Source organism: Chryseobacterium sp. R2ACT005, assembly GCF_049949215.1.
Lineage (GTDB): Bacteria > Bacteroidota > Bacteroidia > Flavobacteriales > Weeksellaceae > Chryseobacterium.
Genome location: NZ_CP188192.1, coordinates 642,790 through 664,737 on the forward strand (window position 1 = coordinate 642,790; position 21,948 = coordinate 664,737).

Annotated in this window: 20 protein-coding genes; 1 reads left to right on the top strand and 19 read right to left on the bottom strand. The window is 34.1% G+C overall.

Annotated features, from left to right (window positions below):
* Positions 1-331: 331 nt before the first annotated feature.
* The 17 genes from ACPF63_RS03025 to ACPF63_RS03105 form a co-directional block, all read right to left on the bottom strand.
* Positions 332-814, bottom strand: coding sequence for a hypothetical protein (locus ACPF63_RS03025; RefSeq protein ID WP_426481928.1), 483 nt, complete (start codon positions 812-814; stop codon positions 332-334).
* A gap of 5 nt (positions 815-819) precedes the next feature.
* Entirely contained in the window at positions 820-1,338 is a 519-nt protein-coding gene (locus ACPF63_RS03030; RefSeq protein WP_426481929.1) for a hypothetical protein, read from the bottom strand.
* On the bottom strand, positions 1,289-1,591 hold the full coding sequence (locus tag ACPF63_RS03035) for a hypothetical protein (RefSeq protein WP_426481930.1): 303 nt from the start codon (positions 1,589-1,591) through the stop codon (positions 1,289-1,291). The genes ACPF63_RS03030 and ACPF63_RS03035 overlap by 50 nt, the downstream gene beginning before the upstream one ends.
* A gap of 10 nt (positions 1,592-1,601) precedes the next feature.
* Positions 1,602-2,012, bottom strand: a complete 411-nt coding sequence (locus ACPF63_RS03040; protein WP_426481931.1) for a papain fold toxin domain-containing protein — start codon at positions 2,010-2,012, stop codon at positions 1,602-1,604.
* 84 nt (positions 2,013-2,096) lie between these two features.
* Positions 2,097-2,708, bottom strand: coding sequence for a hypothetical protein (locus ACPF63_RS03045; protein ID WP_426481932.1), 612 nt, complete (start codon positions 2,706-2,708; stop codon positions 2,097-2,099).
* 2 nt (positions 2,709-2,710) lie between these two features.
* On the bottom strand, positions 2,711-4,135 hold the full coding sequence (locus ACPF63_RS03050) for a polymorphic toxin-type HINT domain-containing protein (protein ID WP_426481933.1): 1,425 nt from the start codon (positions 4,133-4,135) through the stop codon (positions 2,711-2,713).
* Positions 4,136-4,215: 80 nt separating this feature from the next.
* The gene (locus ACPF63_RS03055) at positions 4,216-4,689 is read right to left on the bottom strand and encodes a hypothetical protein (protein WP_426481934.1); all 474 of its coding nucleotides are present in this window, start codon (positions 4,687-4,689) and stop codon (positions 4,216-4,218) included.
* Entirely contained in the window at positions 4,686-8,423 is a 3,738-nt protein-coding gene (locus tag ACPF63_RS03060; protein WP_426481935.1) for a DUF6443 domain-containing protein, read from the bottom strand. Before ACPF63_RS03060 ends, ACPF63_RS03055 begins: the two co-directional genes overlap by 4 nt.
* A gap of 3 nt (positions 8,424-8,426) precedes the next feature.
* Positions 8,427-11,231, bottom strand: a complete 2,805-nt coding sequence (locus ACPF63_RS03065; RefSeq protein ID WP_426481936.1) for a hypothetical protein — start codon at positions 11,229-11,231, stop codon at positions 8,427-8,429.
* Positions 11,232-11,235: 4 nt separating this feature from the next.
* Positions 11,236-12,870, bottom strand: a complete 1,635-nt coding sequence (locus ACPF63_RS03070; protein ID WP_426481937.1) for a T9SS type A sorting domain-containing protein — start codon at positions 12,868-12,870, stop codon at positions 11,236-11,238.
* Between the two features lie 270 nt (positions 12,871-13,140).
* The gene (locus ACPF63_RS03075; RefSeq protein WP_426481938.1) at positions 13,141-13,692 is read right to left on the bottom strand and encodes a putative glycolipid-binding domain-containing protein; all 552 of its coding nucleotides are present in this window, start codon (positions 13,690-13,692) and stop codon (positions 13,141-13,143) included.
* Between the two features lie 24 nt (positions 13,693-13,716).
* The gene (locus ACPF63_RS03080) at positions 13,717-14,289 is read right to left on the bottom strand and encodes a Crp/Fnr family transcriptional regulator (RefSeq protein ID WP_426481939.1); all 573 of its coding nucleotides are present in this window, start codon (positions 14,287-14,289) and stop codon (positions 13,717-13,719) included.
* A gap of 123 nt (positions 14,290-14,412) precedes the next feature.
* Entirely contained in the window at positions 14,413-14,646 is a 234-nt protein-coding gene (locus ACPF63_RS03085; protein WP_180564385.1) for a hypothetical protein, read from the bottom strand.
* A gap of 113 nt (positions 14,647-14,759) precedes the next feature.
* Positions 14,760-15,296: a GNAT family N-acetyltransferase gene (locus ACPF63_RS03090; RefSeq protein WP_426481940.1), complete on the bottom strand. Its 537-nt coding sequence runs from the start codon at positions 15,294-15,296 to the stop codon at positions 14,760-14,762.
* Between the two features lie 16 nt (positions 15,297-15,312).
* Positions 15,313-15,705: a VOC family protein gene (locus ACPF63_RS03095; protein ID WP_426481941.1), complete on the bottom strand. Its 393-nt coding sequence runs from the start codon at positions 15,703-15,705 to the stop codon at positions 15,313-15,315.
* A 20-nt stretch (positions 15,706-15,725) separates the two neighbouring features.
* Complete coding sequence (locus ACPF63_RS03100) at positions 15,726-16,511, bottom strand: hypothetical protein (RefSeq protein ID WP_426481942.1); 786 nt, start codon at positions 16,509-16,511, stop codon at positions 15,726-15,728.
* A 15-nt stretch (positions 16,512-16,526) separates the two neighbouring features.
* Positions 16,527-17,126 carry a DUF6896 domain-containing protein gene (locus tag ACPF63_RS03105; RefSeq protein ID WP_426481943.1) on the bottom strand — a complete coding sequence of 200 codons (600 nt, stop codon included), beginning with the start codon at positions 17,124-17,126 and terminating at the stop codon, positions 16,527-16,529.
* 283 nt (positions 17,127-17,409) lie between these two features.
* Here ACPF63_RS03105 and pafA point away from each other — a divergent pair, with 283 nt between their 5' ends.
* Complete coding sequence (pafA, locus tag ACPF63_RS03110) at positions 17,410-19,056, top strand: alkaline phosphatase PafA (RefSeq protein WP_426481944.1); 1,647 nt, start codon at positions 17,410-17,412, stop codon at positions 19,054-19,056.
* 60 nt (positions 19,057-19,116) lie between these two features.
* Here pafA and ACPF63_RS03115 read toward each other — a convergent pair whose 3' ends face one another.
* A complete protein-coding gene (locus ACPF63_RS03115) occupies positions 19,117-20,250 on the bottom strand; it encodes a tetratricopeptide repeat protein (protein ID WP_426481945.1) in 1,134 nt (377 codons plus the stop codon).
* Positions 20,247-21,875, bottom strand: a complete 1,629-nt coding sequence (locus tag ACPF63_RS03120; RefSeq protein WP_426481946.1) for a helix-turn-helix domain-containing protein — start codon at positions 21,873-21,875, stop codon at positions 20,247-20,249. Before ACPF63_RS03120 ends, ACPF63_RS03115 begins: the two co-directional genes overlap by 4 nt.
* Positions 21,876-21,948: the final 73 nt, after the last annotated feature.

Genomic DNA, 21,948 nt, shown 5'->3' on the forward strand with positions numbered 1-21,948 from the left:
TTATAATTTAAAAAGTTGATCGAATATATGACCAGGATTCTTTGCTGAACTGTTAGCTGCCCTCTCAAATTGAAGTCTTAAATGTGTAAATCCATTTTCCCCTTGCATAGTTTTGGAGTACTTTAAGACTTTGAATCATTTGCCTATTTCCAAATTGATTAGCCATTTCGTTTTTCCTCTAGGGTAAAAAGCCATTTCTAAAATTACTTTCTCAGAACATAATAATTATTGTTGCCTTCTATTTCAAAGTTATGGACTTTTATTTTTAAATAACAAAAGAGACTGATTGTTGGTCAATCTCTTTGTTTATTGCTTATTTAAATATTTCTATTTATAATTTCCTACTCGGATTTAAAAACCACCTTCCTTCTTTTTTATACAATAATACATTACAGATTAACATTTTAGAAAAAAAAGCAGGATAATAAGAATCTATTATTGCTAATAACTTTGATTTATTGGTCTTTTCAATACATATAAAATTAGTTTTAGGATGATGATTATTCTCTTTTTTATAATTAAATTTTTCATAATCATTACATAATCCTTCAAAATCTTTAGAGTAGACCTCGTCATAATTATCATCTATTATTGAAATAACCCTTTCAGTTGTAACTAATAAATATGAATTATTTAGGCTACAATCTAAAATAGGTAATTCATTTTTTTCTAATGAAACAAATTTGGATTCATAGCTATCATCTAATAATTGAGTATTTATTTGATCATTAAAAGTAAGCCAGTCTTCTGGTGCTTTATCTACACATTTAAGACTAATCTCGATCGCTTTGTCTTTAAATTCTTTTATATTCATAATTATTAATGTAAAACTTTTTCCCAAAAAACAGTATCACCCTCTCTACTAAAAAAATAACCATACTCTCTTGCCCAAAGGGAATTATGTTTGAGGTTTTGATTCATTACCATATTAAATTGTATTCTTACTTCACTCATACCATATTTTCTTGCCATGCTTTCAGCTCCTTCTGTTAATGCTTTAAATACTGCATTTTTTGGCGCGCTATTAGCCCTTACAATACCATTAACCTGTACTTCCATTATGTCACCAGTTAGCCACCCCATATTTACACTACCATCAAAAACCTGAGCATATTTTCCAACATAACCCAAAAGTTCATTTGTAAAATGGCAATCATTATGCACCAAAATCCCTTTCTCAGAAACATAATAATTATGGTTGCCTTCTACTTCAAAGTTATAGAATTTTACTTTCTGATTTAAAAAAACAAAATATTCCCTTACTGAAATAATAAGGGAATATTTATGATTATTTATTTTCTTTTTTAAATAAATGATATTCTCTAAAAAAAATATCAACAGAATTCATATTTTCATTCTGGCTTATCTTAAAAATATAATCAGCCCAAGTCAAGCCTAAATCAAAATTAAATTTTAATCTTAACCATTCGTGAAAATTAGTTTGAAAATCTATATCATTAAAATTCTGATCATAAATTTGTTGACAGGATAAATAGCCACCAATAAAAGAATCTAAAAGATAAATATCTTTTGTTTTTAAATACGTTAAAGGTCTATGCTCAATGTAAGGTAATATTTCATGTATAGTCATAAATCTAATTTTAAAAAGATTTTATAAATGGACCTTGTACTATCGGAGAGCCAACTTGTAAATCCATCATCCAATCTGTAAATTTAATTCCTTGTGGATATAAATTATCATAAACCATATTTCCTACTTTTACTCCAACATGATCTCCATTTGTACTAATATTCATATTAAATGCATCAGACCAAATATTTCTTGATGATTTTAAAGTAATCATTTCTCCTTTTATACCCTGTGAGGTCATTCGTTTTATTAATTCTGACGCAAAATCTTTACACCTATTAAGTTGCTTCAAAGAAGAAGGCATTGCGTCAATAATTGCACCAACACTACAATTATTATGCACCAAAATCCCTTTCTCAGAAACATAATAATTATGGTTGCCTTCTACTTCAAAGTTATAGACTTTTACTTTCTCATCCAAGAATTTAATAAATTCTACAGGTGAAGTTTTGCCATCTAAAAAATAAAAAAGAGTAGTTTTTTAACTACTCTTTTAATTTAAATTTTATGATTCCTTCAATGGAATATCATCGTAACTATAAACTTTAAGATTAAGAATATATTCTATAATTTTATCAACATCTGTTTCTGGACATTCTTTACCTTCATTCCATACAGGATTCTCAGGATAAAACCACATTTTACATTTATAATCTTTATCAAAAGTAACAACAAAATTAAATTTAATTTTATTTTCTTTTATACTTATATCACTTATATCACAACGTATACATAAATTTTCTTTTGAATAATTTGGATAGTTTCCTCCAAATCCAAAAGAAATATTTCTCGTGTCTATTTTTGTTTCTTTCAATTTATAAATAAAATAATGATATGTTTCATACCGTATATCATTAACTACTTTAGAAAGATATTTCATATAATTTAATGCATCTGAAATCGTATTGAATTTTTCAAGTGAATTTTTCTTATTAATAAAGCGTAATTTATTGAAGACCCCCATTTCTTCAGCATCATAAAAAACTAAAATTGAATCCTTATTTCCATGAACAATAACATCGTAATAAATAAATTTTATACTTTCAGAATTTTGATAAAAATTTATATATTCAAAATCTGATATATTAAAAATTGCATTTTTAAGTCTTTCTATCATTTTTATTTTATTTTATTTATAATAAGTTTTCCATTTTGAAATATTTGGAAACCTCCGTCTGGATAAACGTAAGTTGCATTACCAGCACCTCTTTGCTGTATTCTTAATATACCTTTAGCTTCAGGAAATACATTTCCCATATCATCAGCAACCAATTTTATAATTCTATCATCAGTTCTTGTTTTATCTAAAGCTTTAAATATACTTTCTAAATGTTTAATAGTTGCTTCTTGAGAAGTAAGAGACTTTATTTCAATATTTGCAGCATACTCCATAAACATTCCTAATCTTTCGGTCCAACAGGTATTATGCACCAAAATCTCTTTCTCAGAAACATAATAATTATGATTGTCTTCTACTTCAAAGTTATAGACTTTTACTTTCTCATCCAAGAAATTAATTGCTTCTACGAAAGAAGTTTTCCCATCTAAAGTAGTAAGGACAATTCCTTTTACAAGGTCTTTAGCTTCTACCCAGTTTCCGTTTACATAGAAAGGGTGTTCCGGTGTACAGGTAATTTCTACCCCGTTTAAGGAGATCTTTACTAATGAAGAAGAAGTGTTATGGGATAGTGCTACTACTTTTTTCAGTTCTTTTTTTCCGGTCTTTTCATTATAGCTCCATACAATGTCCCCCTCTTTAATGTCCTCAATCTTTTTACTTCCTTTATCTACCGCTACTAATGTACCTTCTGTAAAGCAAATCTTAATAAGACCATTGGTAAGCCTTGCTGCAGGACGACAAATAAGCCTGCTCATTCCGGCTGCTTTCCATCCAGCAGCTAAAAGCTCTCCACCAACCAAAGAAGCAGGTAATTCTAAAAACAGGAAGTTTTCAGCGGCAGATACGGACTGGCCTACTTTGGTATTTTCTATGGCATCATACAGTAAAGACCTGCTTTGGCTTAGGTTCCATGCCAATCTTGCATTGTCTGCTTTAACTTCCATCATGAAGCTATTGTATGAACCTTCTGCAAAGCCTTTACCCTTCCTTCCGGTAATAATAACTTCCGGAATATGGATTAGCATTTCACCACCGCCGCCTTCACCACCATGAGAAAGACCAACACTCTGCATAAGCATACGTGTGTAGTCTATTCCCCAGGTAATCCTGTTTCCATCATAGTCCATAGAGCCTCCCTGATCATTGGTAAAACCCATCCCTGTATTGTACCATGTTGTGCCTGAAGGAGCAGACAGCATTCCTTTAATAAAAGACTCCGTAATCCTTCCATCCGGGTCTATAAACATTATCGGGTTGTTGTTTCCATAATGATAGGGTGTAAAACTTCTGGATGCTTCAGCCAATGGGTCAGTAACTCCCCATCTTCCTAAATCCGGCATGTACATTCTTGCTCCATAATCAAACATCCCTGTTTCCTGAAGCTCTTTTCCATTATATTTTAAAACTAGAGTATTGTAAATCAATACTCTAGTTTGTTTCTAGTGTTTTTAGAGCATTACCAGAATTTATGATGGAATTTCTAAAATGATATTTTAATGTTTTACTATTTTTTTGTATTAACAGCAAATGAAGAATCGCCAATTATTTTAAAACTTAGCTCTTCTTTTAAACTGCCATCAATGGTATAAGTACTATGTTGACCAAATTTGAGTAAGCTTTTAGCAATTTTTTTTGGGTCAATATTTTTAGTATACCTATATGGTCCCTTATATGCATATTTTCCGTTATCATAAGTAAGTATTTGTGTTCCGTAGAAATATTTACCCCTAGAACTATCTATTACTGTATAATGATTATCAAAATCATAGAAATATATGGTGTCGATAAATTGATCTTGCTTGAAATTTAATTTCATCATTAATTTTCCATCTTTGGAATAATCATAAATAGTTGTAATATCACCCTTAGTTTTGTAAATATATTTTAACTTATTTTCAGGACCAAAAACTTTCTTAGTTTGTTCTTTCTCATTACAGCTTAAAAATACCATTAAGCATATTATTCCTATTTTTTTCATTTTCTTAACATTTGATGTAGTAAACTGTCAGCCGCAGAGCTAACTTTCGTGTTATAATAATTGTCATCACTATTAATTCTATTAATTAAAGAATCGTATTGCTTTCCTGACATATTATTTTGATTAATAATTATAGTTTTAATACCAAAACCAACAACATTATTGTTATTTCCTTTATATGATATTATACCAACAGATTGGACACCATAATAGCTCAAAGTGTCTGATTCTACAGTGGAATCATATCCTTCTGGCGGATAGAAACCATTACCTCGTGGGAGAGAGCTAAGTGACATCATATCAATAGCAGTCTGAAAATGATCAGGTCTTAAATTTACTATTTTAACAGCTCTCATTGTGCCATTTAATATATATTCGAACATATTATTGGCTTCAATATTATCTCCTGGCCTTAGCTTATTAAGAGTTTCTTTATCTGGATCATTTGTTCCTCCAGACAAGCTAAAGAATGTTTCATGTGTAGGACGAATATAACGGTCTAGAAAATTTGCAGTGCCCTTCGAAAAGTCTTCTATAGCACCGTAAGGTGTTGTTGTTTCAACTATTCCTATTTCTATTTTATTTTTAATACCTCCAAACAGCCTTTTAATAAAATTTGTTGCTCTTTTTATAAAATTAGGTTTACTTTTCGATGGACCAGGACCTTGTGCAGGTCCACTGCCACCACCTTCACCATCTTTACCCAAAGCTTCAGTTCTTATCATCATTCCCCCTTCATTACGATAAAACAGAGGCATATTTCTTTCATCTGAACTTAATCCGGTTCTGTACATAAAATCTGCTACTGCACTTCCTGTACTATATCCTCCCTGTAGGTTATCTACCGTAAGTCTTCCATCCGGATCTATAAACCTTATAGGATTGTTATTTCCGTAATGGTATGGGGTAAATCTTCTGGATGCTTCTGCCAATGGATCTATAACACCCCATCTACCTAAATCCGGCATGTACATTCTTGCTCCATAATCAAACATGCCCGTCTCCTGAAGCTCTTTTCCATTATACTTATAAGAATAATAACTTCCAAAACCAGATGTGCTAAACATTCCTGAAATATGGTTTAATCCAAACGGATAATAATTGTTGGTATCTGTAACTTCAAGAGCTCCTTCGCTGTTTTTTGCAAAACTTATCCTGGTATTTCCAAGATGGTCTATGTACTGGTAAATATAACGGTTTTCTGTGAAACTGTAAAAGCCTTCAGATGTAGCCACAAAATCAAGGTTCCATTGTGAAGGAATCTCTTTTAAAGGATCAGAAATTCCTTTGTATGCCTGCTGCTCATATGCATTTTCTGTTCTACAGGTTAGGCAGATACTACTGCCTTCTTTAAAGCTATATTGAAATCCATCCAGGTAATCTGTAATCTGAGTAGTGGTACTTGCTCCTCTTCCGGATGTTGTGCTTGTGTAGGTTTTTCTAAGTTTGGTTCCATCAGCACGATACAGATGATTAAGCGTGTTATAAATAGGATTACCAAATGTAGTTTGGATAATATCAAAAGTATCAGGCAGATTGAGAAAATTATAATTGATCGATTGTATTCCCTTATCCAGCATATCTTTCATATTGCCATTCAGATCATAAGTAATGGGATTGTTTCCTCCTTCATAACCTGTGTCATTCAATGAGCTTTCTATGACTTTATCCAAGCGGTTTCCTGTATACTGATAGGTAAGATCATCCACAAGGGTAGAAGTGGTTCCCGATACAGGAAAAGCATTTCTTCTCAGAGTGGCGATATTTCCGTTGAGGTCATAGGTCAGATTCTCGTTATAATTGTTGTTATAAGGATTGGTAGCATTCGGTTCTGTATAGATGGCATCTTTCAGTCTGTTAAGAGGATCATAGGAATAAGAATATCTTTTCAACACATTTTCAGATGAATTCTTCCAGTCTATTTCTGCTACATTTCCATTAAATTTTCCGGAAGCAATGTTGGTATAAACAGGATTCTGGTATTTTATTTCATAGCCAAAAAGTTTACCGTTCAGGTTTGCCGGATCGTTGATTTTAGTAAGCCATCCTCTGATGTTATAAGTGTAATCAACAGTCTGAAGGGGAGAAGCCGCAGAAGTTCCGCCTACTTTTTTAGATTGAAGCTGGGAAAGCTCATTATACTTATTCTGGGTCAGGATCTCAGGAGTATTGCTGTCTACCTGATGGGTATGGGTAAGCAGCCTGTTTTGGTTATCATAGGTGAAAACTTCTGTAATCACTCTCTCTGTATCGGTATTGAGTCTTTTGTGATAAGTTTTTACCTGAAGTGGTACTCCCGAAAAATCAAGTTCAGATTCTGCTTTGGTATAACCTCCTAAATGATTGATAGAATATCCACCGACGGGTCTTCCTTTTGTATCATAATAATTATAATTTTTGGTCCAGTTGTCATCCTCTATATTTTTTACCAGGCTCATGACAGGCATTGTTTTCGTATTTACATTTCCGGAAAGATCATCTTTTAAAACAGGTTTTCCGAAAATTGCTGATGGAAATGCAGGATTAAAACTGTATTGCGGATAGGTGTCATAGTAATGAATACTTAAGACCTGGGTAACACCGGTAGAAGTCGAAACGTTAGTATAATATACAGGCATGCCGTTTATGGTCAGTCCCGCTGCTGCAGTTCTGGTTTCATATAAATTAGCATTGGTATTGGCACTGTTTTGCATTGATGCTCTGCTAGAAGCATTATTAGTGATTCCTGTGTACACAACTCTTCCCAATTGGTCATATTTGGTAAAAAGCCATTGTCCTTTTTCTTTAAGGACCGTATCCTGGGTCAGAATAAGCCGATCAGCTTTATTATACACCATGTATTCCCATCCTTTTCCGGGAACTTTCTTTTCAGCCAGTCTGCCCCTATTATCATATTTATACTGATAGCAGAGATCATTCAGAATCTGCTGGGTGATGATATTGTTGCTGGAGGTAATCTGAGCGTCTGCTTTTGGAGAAATAACGTAGACAAGATGGCCATAATCGTTGTAAAGATAATAGGTATCTGCATTTTCAGTAGCGGTAATGACTTTTCTTACCAGAATGGTTTGTCCCAATCCATTGGTAAATTCAATGGTTTTATTACCGTCTTCATCAGTTCCCAAGGTTTTTACCAATACTTTTTCATTGTAAAAAGAAACGGTAGGAACAGAAGAAACTGCAATCGTGCTGACCCATGAATTGGTAAACGAGAACTTCTTTACCTTATCTGAGCTTTTGTTGATTTCATAGCCTGCTTTTACGGTATGTCCGGAGTTCATTGCCCATTCACTTCCTGGGCTTGCAGTTTCCAGGACTCTTGCCAAAGGAGATGCTTCCAGTTTCTGTTCGGAATAGGCGTTAGGTACTCCGTAATAAGCATTGGCTGTGGCTTCAGAAACATTCTGTATTCCAAGGTTGGTGGTAACCATAGGAACCGGTAAAATGCTTCTGGTTTGTCGTCCTAACTGATCGTAAGTAATAGGTACTACAAGATCCTGTCCCAGTGGGGTAGATTTTACCTGAATGGCCTGCTTAGGTCTCCCCAAGCCGTCATAATATTGTATGGTTTCTGATTTTTTACTTCCATCTTCAGAAAGTCTTTCTTTGCTGTAGACGTAGTTCTCTGTCGTGGTCTGTGCAAAAGCAGACAGAGAAAGAGTCAAAGCCAGCGCTGAAAAATATTTTTTCAACTTCAGCCTTCCTTTATGAATTATACTTGTATTGTTTTTCATCGTTTAGTTTTTTCTATTGTATTGATATTCTTTCACCGGAATTCCTTCACTATTGATGACTTTCTGAAGTCTACCAAAAGAGTCATATTCATATTTTGCCATCATTCCGGCTGGAGAAATAATAGTAGTCATTCCAATCATTGGATTATAGGTATAGACTGTAATCACGAAATTTTTAAGAGCAGTATCTTTTCTGAAGGTATTCAAAGCATTGATAAGTGTTGTTTCCTTTGTTGCTTCATTGGCTGGAACAGCATCTGCGTCTTCGTTAGAGGCATTAACAATGGATGTAACAAGTGCTGCCGGAATATCCGATAGTTTTGCACCTTCTATCTTAGCAATCGGCATGGTTTTATTATATCCCCAGATGATGGTAGCCGGAATTCCTCCTGTGGAAGCATCTGCCGTATTTGGAAATGCTCTGTACTGAACAAGATTTCCTTTGTCATCATAAATATCATTCACTGCATTTTTAAAGGACTGGGTAAGATCATCAGGCAAAAATCCTATGACGGAAGTTGGGTATAGATGAGTGGTATCATCATATCGGGTTTCTGTTTTAGAAAGGGTAGCTCCATTTTTTTTGGATTCAGTAGTAATAACTCTATCTCTGATTCCCGCACCAAATAAGCGCATAGCAGCTGGATTAGGATATGTATAATTTTCTTCCAGAATATCTCCTTCAGAAGTAATGGTCTTTTTGCCTGTAATATTAAGATCTGTGGTTTCTCGTGTGGATTCTATGGTTGAAGAAATAGCATCCTGCCCTACAAAAGAAGCAGTGGTATTCGTCTGCTTCGTCACAATAGAGTTTTTTACCTGAACGCCTGAATCAAAATTATCATCAAGAGAATATGAGAATCCTGTTGGAGTTAATTCATAGATGTTTTCTTCTTTTGCTACCATAGTATTGCTGGCATCAAAGACTTCTTTTTTATCCAGAAAACCATTGACAAGGATATTGTAATGAGAAACCGGATTTGTTAATCCTCCTTCCGGGGATTGATTTTCAAGGCGATCTTTCAAAGTTCCAAAATAATATTTTGCATATCCTTTATTCTGACCAATAGTTTCTTTCACATTTTTATAAACAACAGGTGCGTCCTTGAGTGGGCCCAAATAGCCACTTGTTTTACTATTATCATCAAACTGCTGATAAGAATAATAACGGGTTTCTGAATCTACAGGAATTCCATTTTCAAGAAATTCTATTTTTTTGATTCTGACTCCATTTCCGGTGGTATAGTTGGGAAGCGGAATTGATTTGTATCTGATTCTTTTGATAGTAACAGTGCCTCCGCCACCTGTTCCCAATACTTTGAAAGTATTGGCTCCCGGCATAAATTTTTTATTACCATCATTTCCTAGTACTGATGAGGTTAGCTCGATATCAACATAAGGAGTTAAGCCTGGATCCCATACTGGAGAATCGGTATAGTAAGCGGTGACGTCTACACAATACATAAGATAGCTTCCTCCCTCGGAGTCATCCGGATTTGCCGGAATATTAAAAGTATAAGTATTTGTAAAATGGGTATCAAAATTAAAAATACCTACAGTTTCCAGAACTTGTGCATCCTGATCCACGAATTCGTAAGGACGTATATACGCATCACCAGAAATAGTCCATGGATCTAATATATTGGTCTTTTTGAATTCGTACTGATTGGGTTCAAATTCGTACCGAGTCTGCCCACCTGTTGGATATTTTATAGTGCTTAGAAGTCCAATGTTTAAAAACTTTGGACCGTCTGGTCCATTAAGGCAATGACACTTAAACTCAGTCCAGTTGCTTCCTGTAAAAGGACTTTTATTATATTCAAAACTTGTTTTTTCAAATTGTGCAGAGGTTCCGTATTTCTGAATTGAACGAAGCATTCTTCTGTCATAGAAACCATCAGGTACTGCTTCTGCTGTACATGAAGATAGTAAAGGTTCAGTATAGGTAAATCCGCTATCGTCACTTTGCAGGGTATATTTCTGAATCACTTTTCCGGCTTTGTTTTTCAAGGCTACAGTGTGCAACTGATAAGGATCGGCCAGCTTTTTTCTGAGAGCTTCATTAAAATTATAGCTGAATTCAATGGAACCAAAGTCCGGTGAAGTCACTTTGTTGATTTTCAGACTTTTCATAGTGAGAGTTTGATCATTAGGCACATAACTATCTTCAATGTAGGTGAAAAGTAGGGGCTCATTCTGATAAACATCCTTTATTTTAGTAAGATAATAAGCTGAAATGTATGCCGTAGAATTATTACTTTTTCTAGAAATATTCTGATCTTTTTTATCAAAAAAATAGGTATTTCCTGATGGATCAACAACATTAAAAGTATCTTCCGTCTGATTATAGGTAATATTCAGATTGGTATGAGTGATTTTTGTGATTTTTTTTTGTCCTGTGGAATTGGTTTTTAGTAAAAATTTACCATTGAATCCCAAAAAAGAATAATAATAAATATCAGTCGGTATGCTGTTGTATTGGTTTACGGCTCTATAAATTAAACAACTTGTTCCATATAAAGACCATCCCAGGCCTACATCCGATGCCTTGCTTGTTTTACCTGCATTGCCGGGGTGGTAAGATATTCCTACATTGATTCCTATTCCCGGGTTATGGGTAGCCAGTGCAAAGAAAGGAATATTAATGTCCGGAACCCCTGTGGATAATGATATAGGAGCATTGATGAAACTAGACACTGATGCTGCAGAAGGTGCCGAGGTGAAGCTTTCACCCGATGCACCTTGTGAGAATAATAATCCTGAACATAATGTAAGCAGGAATACTATGATCTTATGTTTTTTTCTCATGATGTTATTTTTTGATTAATTTGGCATTCGCCGTTTTATTGGTATCAGTTTTTATAGTGATCAGGTAAGTGCCCTGAACCAAAGCCTGGGTATTAATCTTAGTCACTCTATTTTTGGTTTTAATACTCTGAAGCTGTCTTCCAGACATATCATACAGTAGAATATCAGCATCTTTAAAACCCTGTCCTGAGCCTGTCGAAGGATTAAAGCCGATTTCTACATAAGCATAATCTGAAACAGGATTTGGATAGATCTTGATGTCGTATTTTTCAATGAGCTGATCAACCTGCTTGTCTCCCAGCTTTACAATCTTCCAGTTTTCTTTACCCAATTCTTCCGCACTGGTTCCGGCAAGAATAATGGAACCATCTCTATTGAGTTTTAAGTCAGAAAGTCTCTCTTCTTTTTGTCTGGATTCTCCTTTGACGTGTTTTCTCCATTGTTCATTGCCGTTCTGATCCAGATAAAGCATCCAGAACGTTTCATCATCGGTTTGTATTCTTCCTTCAGCCTGAGTGTAACCTCCTAATAGAATTCCTTTGGATGATTTGTCATCTGCTGCGTGAATCACACTCATTCCCATCAGAATATCTCTGTTCTTGAAATTGTAGGATTTCTGCCACTGTTCATCACCTCTTTCATTTAAAGAAATCAGCCAAAGGTCTGTCCCTTCTTCAATGCCTACGATTTTATTTCCTGATCTTTCTGATCTGGATTCTCCACCAATGACAAAACCAGTGGAAGTTAAGGCCAGCGTTCTTATATGATCATCACCTTTTCCTCCGAAATTCTTTTCCCATTCTACCTTTCCGTTCTTGTCTAGCTTGACGATCCAGTAGTCTCCCTCACCGAAATTGTCGCTTTGTTTTTGTACAGTTGCCAGATGTCGGGTGTCAGATGTATTTTGAGGACTTTGTACATTATACATTTTACTTTGTCCAGCTGAACTCCTCGAATAAATTCCTAACAATGCTCCGCCGTCTCTCGTTGGAATCATCTTCTCTACTTCATCTAAGCCTTTTCCACCTAAGATTAATTGTGAAAGTTCTTTTCCGTCTTTATCCAATTTTGTGATCAAAACGTCTTTGGAACCGTAACCTTTTGAGGAATTTTGTACATTTCCGGCCACAAAGAATCCTAAGTCGGTAGTTTGGATAACAGCTCTTGCTTCTTCATCAGAAGAACTTCCTAAAGTTTTCTGCCATAATTCATCACCAAATTCATTGATTCTGATCAACCAGATATCTGATCCTCCTTTAGAATCTTCTTTTTTATCCAGTCCTTTTCCTGAATAGGACGTTCCAGCTAATAGAAATCCACCGTCCTGCGTAGTAACTGTTGCTGATAAATAATCATGGTTAGAGCCTGAAAAGTATTTTTCCCAGACTTCATTTCCCTGCTGGTTTAGTTTTACCAAATGGAAATCATATCCGTTATTTTGTTTACTTCCAGCATCCAGCTTTCCACTTCCTGACTGTATAGAACTTCCTGTGATAAGATACTGCTGATCAATGGTTGTAGTAACCTGGCTTAGAAAATCCTGGGTAGAGGATTTGATGTCTTTCTGCCACACTACTTCCTGGGCAGAGATCCCCAAGACCGTGCATAAGATGAATGCACCAAGATAGATTTTTTTCATTCCCGTGTTGTTTTTTTGAGTTAGTAATTAGTTATAAAAAACTTCGCGAATTTAACATTTTTTAAGACGTAAAAAATACTTTCATGTGGTATGCTGTAAATCATACTATTTATCGTTAAGTTCCTATTGTATATTTATGAATTTGTTTTAGTCTGATGTAAAATTATCTACTTGTGGCGACAAAATAGGTCGTGTTATTTTTATGATTATTTATCATTAAAAAAGACACCTGATTAGATGTCTTTTTTTTACTTTTTATATTGAACGTTTTTAATGTTCGGCAATCTTTTCAAATAGTTTTGGATAATTTGTAACTATTCCGCTTTCATCCACAGAAATTTCAGCTTTAAAATCATTTTCAATATTTTCATACAGATATTTATGGGATGCTGTCCTTGTATATTCTTGTTGAACAGGCCTGATTTGCTGATTTAATATATCAATATAAAGAACATCAATTTTTTGAGAAATACTTTCCTGAAGTTTTAAATTGTTGATGGGTAGGGTATTGGTAAATGGAGTGAGGGAAATATCTATAAACTCACAACCATTGAGTTCAGGGCTTATGGTATTGTTGATTTCCCATTGATCCTGGATTCTTTTTCCTGCAAGTTTGCTTTTAATAGTATTGATCTCGGATTCGATCAAAAAATCCTGAACAATCCAGTTTTTATCAATGAGAATGCTGTAGTTTACAGCAAAGATTTTATCTTCATAGCAACCAATGATTTTTGATTCTGCAGTATAGCTTTTATCATCAGATAGTAAATTAAAATATTCAAGAGATTGGTAAAGAATTCCCTGCCAGATTAGTGTTTTCATATATATAGTTTTGGATGTAATGTATTAACGGGTAATTCTTCGTTTCCGGATTCTGCTTAATGTTTCTCTTGCTACTCCAAGAAATGAAGCCAACTGAGTGAGCGAGATACGTTGCAGCATTTCCGGATGCTTGGATTCAATATACTCCAGTCTTTGTTTTGCCGTATAAAGTTTGAACAGATTTGAAAATTCTTCTTGTCTGGATGCAAACTGGCGAATACAATGGCGTCCCAAAGTTTCAATTTCCGGTGCATTTCTGGCTGCTTCAAATAGTTTTGTTTTATCAAAAATAACAACATGCAGATCTTCACAAGCGATGATATTAAATTCAGACTTTTGACCACTCCCAAAACTGCTGATATTGGTAGCGATTTCATTTTCAAAGAAAAATCCGGTGTTTTTAATATCTCCGTCTATTTCATAATAGCTTTTGCAAAACCCATTATCGATATAAAATAAAGTGTTGCAGACTTCATCTTCCTGTAACATCAGTTCATTTTTCCTGTAATTCCTTTCCGATAGAGCAGGTTGAAGTATTTCCCAGCTTTTGTCCGAAAATGGAGTGAGTAATCTGATATATTTCAGAAGATTTTCCATGATATTGAGAAATTCTGTTTTTTGCGAAATTAATGAAATTGCCGGAGATTATACCTTAGCAACAGGTCATAAAAAAGAGCGGTAAAAACCGCCCTCAACAAAATTTTATCTAACAAGAATATTTTACATATAAACGCATCCGCATCCTGTTTCCCATTCCTGGCAAAGACGCATTGGTTCATTACATCCAGGGTTGCCACCGCCGCCGCCGGAAACTCTGTAGCAGGTTCCATCACTGCAATAGTAAGAGCCTATTGTTGGTGGGCAATTGCCATCCATATCACATAATGCATAAGGAGTGTCACCACCACTGATCATCACAAGCTGATTTCTCTTTAATTTTTTTAAATTTTTCATAGTAATCATGTTTTAATTTGTTGATAACTAATGTATAAAATTTTTAACACACCGGCAAGTGTTTTAATTAATAAGGATGTAGATTTTAAGATAGTATTTATTTTATCATAGATTTAATCAAGGTCTAAGGTCATAAAAAGAGCAATTTCTTCTGCATTTTCATACAGTCTTGTGTTCAGTCCGGTAATATTGAATCCCATTCTTCTGTAAAACTGGATGGCTGGATAATTTGTGTTTTGTGTTTCCAGTTCAATCACCCTGCAGTTTAGTTTCCTTGCCTGTTTAAGAGCACTTTTAATCAGCATAATGCCAATTCCCTGTCGTCTGTGTTTTTCATCAATCAGGATGTTTTCAATATAAAAGCTGTTGTTCCATGTTCTGTGTTCACAGATGATCCAGCCTGTAAGTTGTTCATCTGCAAAAGCACCAAAAGAATTTCCTTGTTCGATAAAGGCATTGAGTTCTTCCAGATCTTCAGAAGTTGTTTCCCATATTTTGTTGTAAGGGAAAGATTTTTCTTTTAAGTTAAACTCAAAAGAACCTCCAAATTCAATCGAAGAAACAGAATATATTATTTCCGTTGTATAGCCATTATGCTCCCAGTGTAAGCTTGGGTTGGATTCTAATTTTTGTAATTTTTTTATTTCCACATCAGATATTTTAAGCTTATTGAATTTCAGTACAGATTTCTATCAGATAATTATCAAGATCTTTGATGTAAGCTGTTTTTTGCCCCCAGGGTTTTACCGCAATATCTTCATAAAGAACAGCCCCGTTTTTTATTGCTTTTTCTACTAAGGCTTCTACATTATCTGTGGTAAAACCCAGTTCTATTCCGAAAGGTTTATCTTCCGTTTTTGAAGTTAAAAAACCTTTTTTAATATTTGAACCTGCAAGGTTAACAGAGGCAAATGATAGCGTAGTTTCTCCGGTCAGGAGTTCTCCATAATCTTTTTCCGGGGTGATAAATTTTATTTCAGAACCAAAAGTATTTTTATAAAAATTAATAGATTGTTCTACATTTTCCACGTACAGAATGACATATTTGAATTTAATCATAATATTGAATTAAAATGGTTTTATTTTTTGTGTATAATATATTTTTCATCCACCATAAGTATGGTATGAGGGCCATGTAAAGGATATTCTTTGAAGCTTCCGAAATGACCGAAATGAAGAGGGTATTTCTGGGCAAGCTGCCGAACTTTGCTTCCAAAGGAATTGATATCCACCTTTTGGATATTCTCTTTTTTCTGCCTGCCATTGCTGAAAAAAAGCATCAAATTACAATGATCATTAAAATTGAAATCATTATAGTAGAAGACATTGAGATTTTCTTCCTGGCAAATCTGCACTAAGTCATTAATAAGATTTTGTTTATGCTGTGCAGGAAGGTTGCAGTCAATTCTGACCATATAATTTTCAGCATTACTTTTTTTTAAATCTGAACCCACCATCTGAATAAACCGGTGTTCAATATTTTTGAAAGCTTCTCTTTTCGGAGGATAGCTTTTACTGGATTGAATAGTAAAGGGAATGCCTGAATTTAGTAATAGAGCATTTTCACAAATCAATAATTTTTCAATTTCTGTTACAAACTGAAAATGAAAGTCAAAAAGCTGATAATCTCCAATAGTAATGATCAGTTGATTTTCATTGATGTTTACCTGTAAATGTGTCTGTCTGAAGTTTGCTTTCAGTTTTTCCAACTTTATGAGGAAATCATTTGTGTTTTCAACCTGAACTTTCGCTGCCAATTCAGCAGGAGTATCGGCATGTCCACCAAATCCCGGATAAAATTTGAAAAACGTAAAGTCATATAGATGATCCGGAAATTTGAAATACCAGTATACGCCTAAAATCATTGGTCTTAAATTATTTTAAATATTGAAAAACTGAATAAATCTTGATAATCTTGATTGAAATTTAGGTTTTTCATAATCTTTGTCGGGATTGTAGATTTTAATTTCTACTTTTTTTCTGTCTTTGATTACAAGTCCGGAGTGATTTTCAAGATTTGAATTAATTTGTTCCAATAGCCCTAATTGAAACATCACATCTAATATTCTTTTTCCATCCGCAAAATCTTCATAAATAGTGACGGGAAGAGGTTTGTATTCAGGTGTAGATTTAATATAAAGAGAAAAAAAATAAGGATCAAGGTCTCCGAATTCCATCCCAAACATAAATGGAACTTCAATTTCCTGTTTTGTGATTATATTTTGAAAATAACAATGATAACCATGAAGGAAATATTTCCATTTTCCTACTTTACCACCCTGAGTTCTTCTACCTTTTAAATAATTAAAAGCCAGAAATGGAAAATCTTTGTTTAGTTTTATTTTCTTCTTCTCAAAAAATAAACTGACTAGTTCTTCTCCAAGTTTTCTATAGTCTTTTGCACATTGTACAAAAAATAATTGGTTGGCAATTATTTCTTCTTTTGTAATAAGTTTATTTATTTCAATTTTAGGTTCCATTGAATGAATACCAATTTGAAAATGAGGCAGGTTTTTCTTTAATTGTTTACCATAATCCTCTCTCAGGTAGCCGATGGAATGACCAAAAATTATTTTAATTCTTTTTTGACGGGGAATATTTCTGAGGTAATCAATGCAAGGAAGTTCTTGTATTGATTTTGCAGTTATTACATGAGTAGTCCTTTCCAAAGCATTAATAGATAATTAGTTCAAATTTAAATAAAATTTCACACTCCAAAACTTTCAAAACCCTTAAATTTGTTGGCAATAAAAATTTACTTGGATGCTTAGGAACATTTCAATTGCGGCAGCTACTTTTTTGTCCGTAGTTACAATCAATGCGCAGAAGAACAGAAATACTCAACTGGAAAGACCCAAATTAGTCGTTGGTCTGGTCGTAGACCAGATGCGTTGGGACTACTTATACCGTTTTTATGGTAAGTATGGAAATGATGGTTTTAAGAGACTTTTGAATACAGGATACTCTTTGAATAACGTACACATTCCTTATGTGCCTACCATTACAGCTTTGGGACACACTTGTATCTATACAGGATCTGTACCGGCAATTCATGGGATTGCAGGAAACGACTGGACAGATAAAGAGACCGGAAAAGGGGTTTACTGTACTGCAGATGAGAGCGTTCAGCCAGTAGGAACAACCAATACAAAAATCGGAAGCCACTCACCAAAAAATCTTTGGTCTACTACAGTAACTGACGAATTGAGACTGGCGACCAACTTCCAGGGAAAAGTAGTGGGTGTTTCTTTGAAAGACCGTGCTTCTATTCTTCCTGCAGGGCACACTCCAAACGGAGCTTTCTGGTTTGATGACAGCACAGGAAATTTCATTACCAGCACATGGTATATGAATGACCTGCCTCAATGGGTAAAATCATTCAATGCTCAGAATCTTCCTGAAAAATTAGTAGCAAACGGTTGGAATACCTTACTTCCGATCAACCAATATACAGAAAGTGCACCGGACAATTCTTCATGGGAAGGGCTGCTGGGAAGCGCAAAAACACCTACATTCCCTTACAGCAACTTAGCAAAGGATTATCAGACTAAAAAAGATAATATCCGTTATACTCCTTTCGGAAACACATTGACATTGAAGTTGGCAGAAGCTTCTGTAGAGGGTGAAAAACTGGGTGGAGATAATATTACAGACTTTTTAGCTATCAACCTTGCTTCTACAGATTATGCGGGACATAAATTCGGACCAAATTCTATTGAAGTAGAAGATGTTTATATCAGATTAGACCAGGATTTAGCTGAATTCTTCAATTATTTAGATTCAAAAGTAGGAAAAGGAGAATATACTGTTTTCCTTTCTGCAGACCATGGTGGAGCGCATTCTGTAGGATTTCTTAAAGAACATAAAATTCCGACAGGTTTCTTCGGAGAAGATGCTGAAAAAAATCTGAACCAAAAGCTAAAAGATAAATTCGGAGCAGATAAACTGATCAATGCGATTGATAACTATCAGATTTATTTTGACAGAAAAGTATTGGCAGACAGCAAACTTGAATTGGATGATGTAAGAAACTTTGCAGTAAAAGAAATTGAGAAAGATCCTACTGTTTTATATGCTGTTTCTGTAGATAAAGTTCAGGAGTCAAGCATTCCGGAGCCCATCAAACAAAGAATTATTAACGGAATCAACAGACAGAGAAGCGGAGATATTCAGTTGATTTCTCATGATTCTATGCTTCCTCCATATTCTAAAACAGGAACTACACACAGTGTATGGAACTCTTATGATTCACATATTCCATTGATCTTTATGGGATGGGGAGTGAAGCAGGGAGAAAGCAATAAAGAATATCACATGACTGATATTGCTCCTACGGTATCTTCTTTACTGAAAATTCAGTTCCCAAGTGGAAATGTAGGAAATCCAATTACAGAAGTTATCGGTAGATAAGCTGAAATTATACATTATAAAAAAGCATTCCAGTTTGGAATGCTTTTTTGTTTTCATAGCTTATGATGTTCTTATCATTTGCTGTATCTCTTTATGAAAATTCTTATTCTGTTTTCTGATTTTTATAATAGAATATAAAAGGATAACTATAAAAATACATCCCAGCAGTACAGAGCCAATTTTAATATAATGATAATAGGATTTCAGTTTTTCACTTTTTAAAGAGGTTTCCTTATTATGATTGTCAATGACCTGGTTAATGGATTTCAGTTCATTTTGTTTTCTTTTAAAGCGCATTTCCAGGTATTTTTTATTATACTGCTGGTAAAGATTCTGTTGTCCCATGGCAAGATGATTTTCTGCCAATTCCTTGTAGATTCCTTCATTCAGGGTGATATCTCCTATATTTTTACAAAGATTTTCTGCTTTTAACAAAAGGTTTATAGCAGGTTGATTTTCATGTTTTTTCTTGTGTATTTCGGCAATTCCTTTTAAGGCAAAAGCTTCCAGACTTTTAGAGTAATTCTTCCGGGCATAGTTTAAAGATTCCACAAAAGCTTCCTGTGCTTTATCAATTTGATTGAGATTAAGATAACAATACCCGATATTGTATAAGACCACACTCATGTTGGAATTGGTAGTTTTCTTTATAGGTACTTTTTCAAAATTCTGGATTGAAATTAAAAACTTTTCCAATGCAATTTCTGAGTTGGACTGGCTCTTGTAAATCATTCCTCTTATGGCATAGCTTGTAGCGGTTTCAACATATTTCAAGGGATTTTTGTCCGGGATTTTAGCAATATATTGGTCCGCTTCATTCAGCGTTTCAAGGCTCTTGCTGAAAAGTTCCATCTGCTGATATTGTATTGCGACAGAGATAAGAACTTCTGCATGACTCCAGGGATCATTGGTTTTCTGGGAAAGTTCCTTTGCCTTCATAATATATCTTAATGATTCCTCAAAGTTTCTTTTGGCAATATGAGCTGTGGAAAGAAGCTTATAAAGTTGGATAGAAGTTTTGACATCATGAGATTTCTTTAACAGCCGTTCCCCAATTTTAATTGTATTATCAGGATTGTCATAAATTTCAAGCCTGGCTTTTTTTATTAAGACACTATCCGGTGTCTTTTGAGCCTTTGTGAAAATACAAAAGGATACCAGGAGCAGTGGCCATATTTTTAAAAGTGATTTCATACGGTTTTGGTTTTACTGATTTCCTGAATATAGGCATTGGGAGACATTCCGGTGACGGATTTGAAAACGGTTGTAAAGGCACTGTGTGATGAGAACCCTGAATATTCTGCAAGATAGCTTACTTTATAATTAAGAAAAGTGGAATCATTCCTTAATAGCTGTACAATATGATTGATCCTTAGCTTGTTAATGTATCCATTGAAATTTTTCTCTTTGTTGTTGATGACTTCAGAAAGGTATTTTGTATTAATTTCCATTTGAGAGGAAAGCATAGATAAGGACATATTTTTATTCAGATATCCGTTGGATTTTTCAAACTCTTCAAGTTTCTGAAGGATTTCATCTTCTTTTTCCCTCGATATTTTGTTGAAACCGGCATCTTTTGCTGTTGCAGAAGCTTTATTTAATAAAATGGGTTGAGGTTTCTCATTGCTCTGTTTTTTAAAGAAATCAAACTGCTTTTTTAAATCTTTATTTTTGCTTTTAATAATTAAAAAATAGATGGACAGGCCAATAATAATCAGAAATAGAATGAGAGCCAGAGGTAAGAAAGACCTAAGGAACATCAGTTTTTGAAATTCAATATTTTTATTCTGATTGGTTTCAACAAGTTTTACAATATATCGTATTCCTTCTTTCGAGCTTGCATCGGTTTTTGTTTTTAAATCATTATAGAGTTTATTGTATTGATGATATTTTATATCATCATGAAGTGCGTAATAGTTGCGGGATAATGATTCATAAATTTTAATTTTTAAATTATTAAAAGACAGATCTTCAATCAAAAAGAGTCCAGCTTCCAGTTTCTCAACAGATGTTGTGTAATCCTGTTTCAAAAAATAATACTGGGACAGATTCTCATACGCTAAACCTAAAAGAAATGGTTGATTGGTCTGGTGTTCAAGATCAGAAATAATATTTTCTATAAGCGCTTTATATTCAACAAGTCTATTTTGTTTTAGGAGATAAGAAGAACGGAAAATTCTGTTTTCCGTTTTTAATATTCTGTTTTCTTCATTATGATCGCTGAGGTACTGATTACTTTTATCAAGGTTTTTGAATGCTGCAGGATAATCTCTATTGATTCCTGAGTTCAAAGCTTGTAGTTGGTACAGCTTTGCTGTGGTTATTCGTAATGCGGCATCATTACTTTTAAGAAGCTTCTGATCAGATAAAAGATGGGTAATAATTCTTTTTGACTGATTGTACAGACTCAGATTTTGGTATTGGTCAGCAAGATTATAATCACTGAAAACCTGCATAAAATAAGAAAGTTCATTTTTCGGATCGGCATCTTCTTTCTGCGCAAAAATATTCACAGATTGTATGTAATCGCCTTTCATAGCAAAAGCCTGTGAAATAATGTTTTGCAGTACAATTTTATGCTCTGTATTCTGATCACTTACGAGGATTCCCTGAGTATAGCTGATGCATTCGTCAGAATTCTGATACAATTTCAGAAATGCCTTATCTGCCAAAATATTAAAGTCCGGACCTGACTGTCCACTGGTAATAAAAGAACAGCAAATGAAAATAAACAGTAATATTTTTCTGCTATTTTGAAATAATTTTTGTCTTGATAGTTTGTTTTTTGTGCTTTTTTGAATAGTTCGGGTAAAATCCATATTCAAAATGATGTTTTGTATCTAATTGATTATTATTTGTTTAAAAATTAAACTCTTTTAAAATTCACGAATT

What these genes read in the sequence shown, in the direction of transcription:
- ACPF63_RS03065 (WP_426481936.1), bottom strand. Translation starts at nt 11,231, where the DNA reads ATGAGAAAAAAACATAAGATCATAGTATTCCTGCTTACATTATGTTCA.
- ACPF63_RS03085 (WP_180564385.1), bottom strand. Translation starts at nt 14,646, where the DNA reads ATGAAAAATTTAAAAAAATTAAAGAGAAATCAGCTTGTGATGATCAGT.
- ACPF63_RS03025 (WP_426481928.1), bottom strand. Translation starts at nt 814, where the DNA reads ATGAATATAAAAGAATTTAAAGACAAAGCGATCGAGATTAGTCTTAAA.
- ACPF63_RS03070 (WP_426481937.1), bottom strand. Translation starts at nt 12,870, where the DNA reads ATGAAAAAAATCTATCTTGGTGCATTCATCTTATGCACGGTCTTGGGG.
- ACPF63_RS03080 (WP_426481939.1), bottom strand. Translation starts at nt 14,289, where the DNA reads ATGGAAAATCTTCTGAAATATATCAGATTACTCACTCCATTTTCGGAC.
- pafA (WP_426481944.1), top strand. Translation starts at nt 17,410, where the DNA reads ATGCTTAGGAACATTTCAATTGCGGCAGCTACTTTTTTGTCCGTAGTT.
- ACPF63_RS03075 (WP_426481938.1), bottom strand. Translation starts at nt 13,692, where the DNA reads ATGAAAACACTAATCTGGCAGGGAATTCTTTACCAATCTCTTGAATAT.
- ACPF63_RS03120 (WP_426481946.1), bottom strand. Translation starts at nt 21,875, where the DNA reads ATGGATTTTACCCGAACTATTCAAAAAAGCACAAAAAACAAACTATCA.
- ACPF63_RS03060 (WP_426481935.1), bottom strand. Translation starts at nt 8,423, where the DNA reads ATGAAAAACAATACAAGTATAATTCATAAAGGAAGGCTGAAGTTGAAA.
- ACPF63_RS03105 (WP_426481943.1), bottom strand. Translation starts at nt 17,126, where the DNA reads ATGGAACCTAAAATTGAAATAAATAAACTTATTACAAAAGAAGAAATA.
- ACPF63_RS03115 (WP_426481945.1), bottom strand. Translation starts at nt 20,250, where the DNA reads ATGAAATCACTTTTAAAAATATGGCCACTGCTCCTGGTATCCTTTTGT.
- ACPF63_RS03055 (WP_426481934.1), bottom strand. Translation starts at nt 4,689, where the DNA reads ATGAAAAAAATAGGAATAATATGCTTAATGGTATTTTTAAGCTGTAAT.
- ACPF63_RS03100 (WP_426481942.1), bottom strand. Translation starts at nt 16,511, where the DNA reads ATGATTTTAGGCGTATACTGGTATTTCAAATTTCCGGATCATCTATAT.
- ACPF63_RS03095 (WP_426481941.1), bottom strand. Translation starts at nt 15,705, where the DNA reads ATGATTAAATTCAAATATGTCATTCTGTACGTGGAAAATGTAGAACAA.
- ACPF63_RS03035 (WP_426481930.1), bottom strand. Translation starts at nt 1,591, where the DNA reads ATGACTATACATGAAATATTACCTTACATTGAGCATAGACCTTTAACG.
- ACPF63_RS03045 (WP_426481932.1), bottom strand. Translation starts at nt 2,708, where the DNA reads ATGATAGAAAGACTTAAAAATGCAATTTTTAATATATCAGATTTTGAA.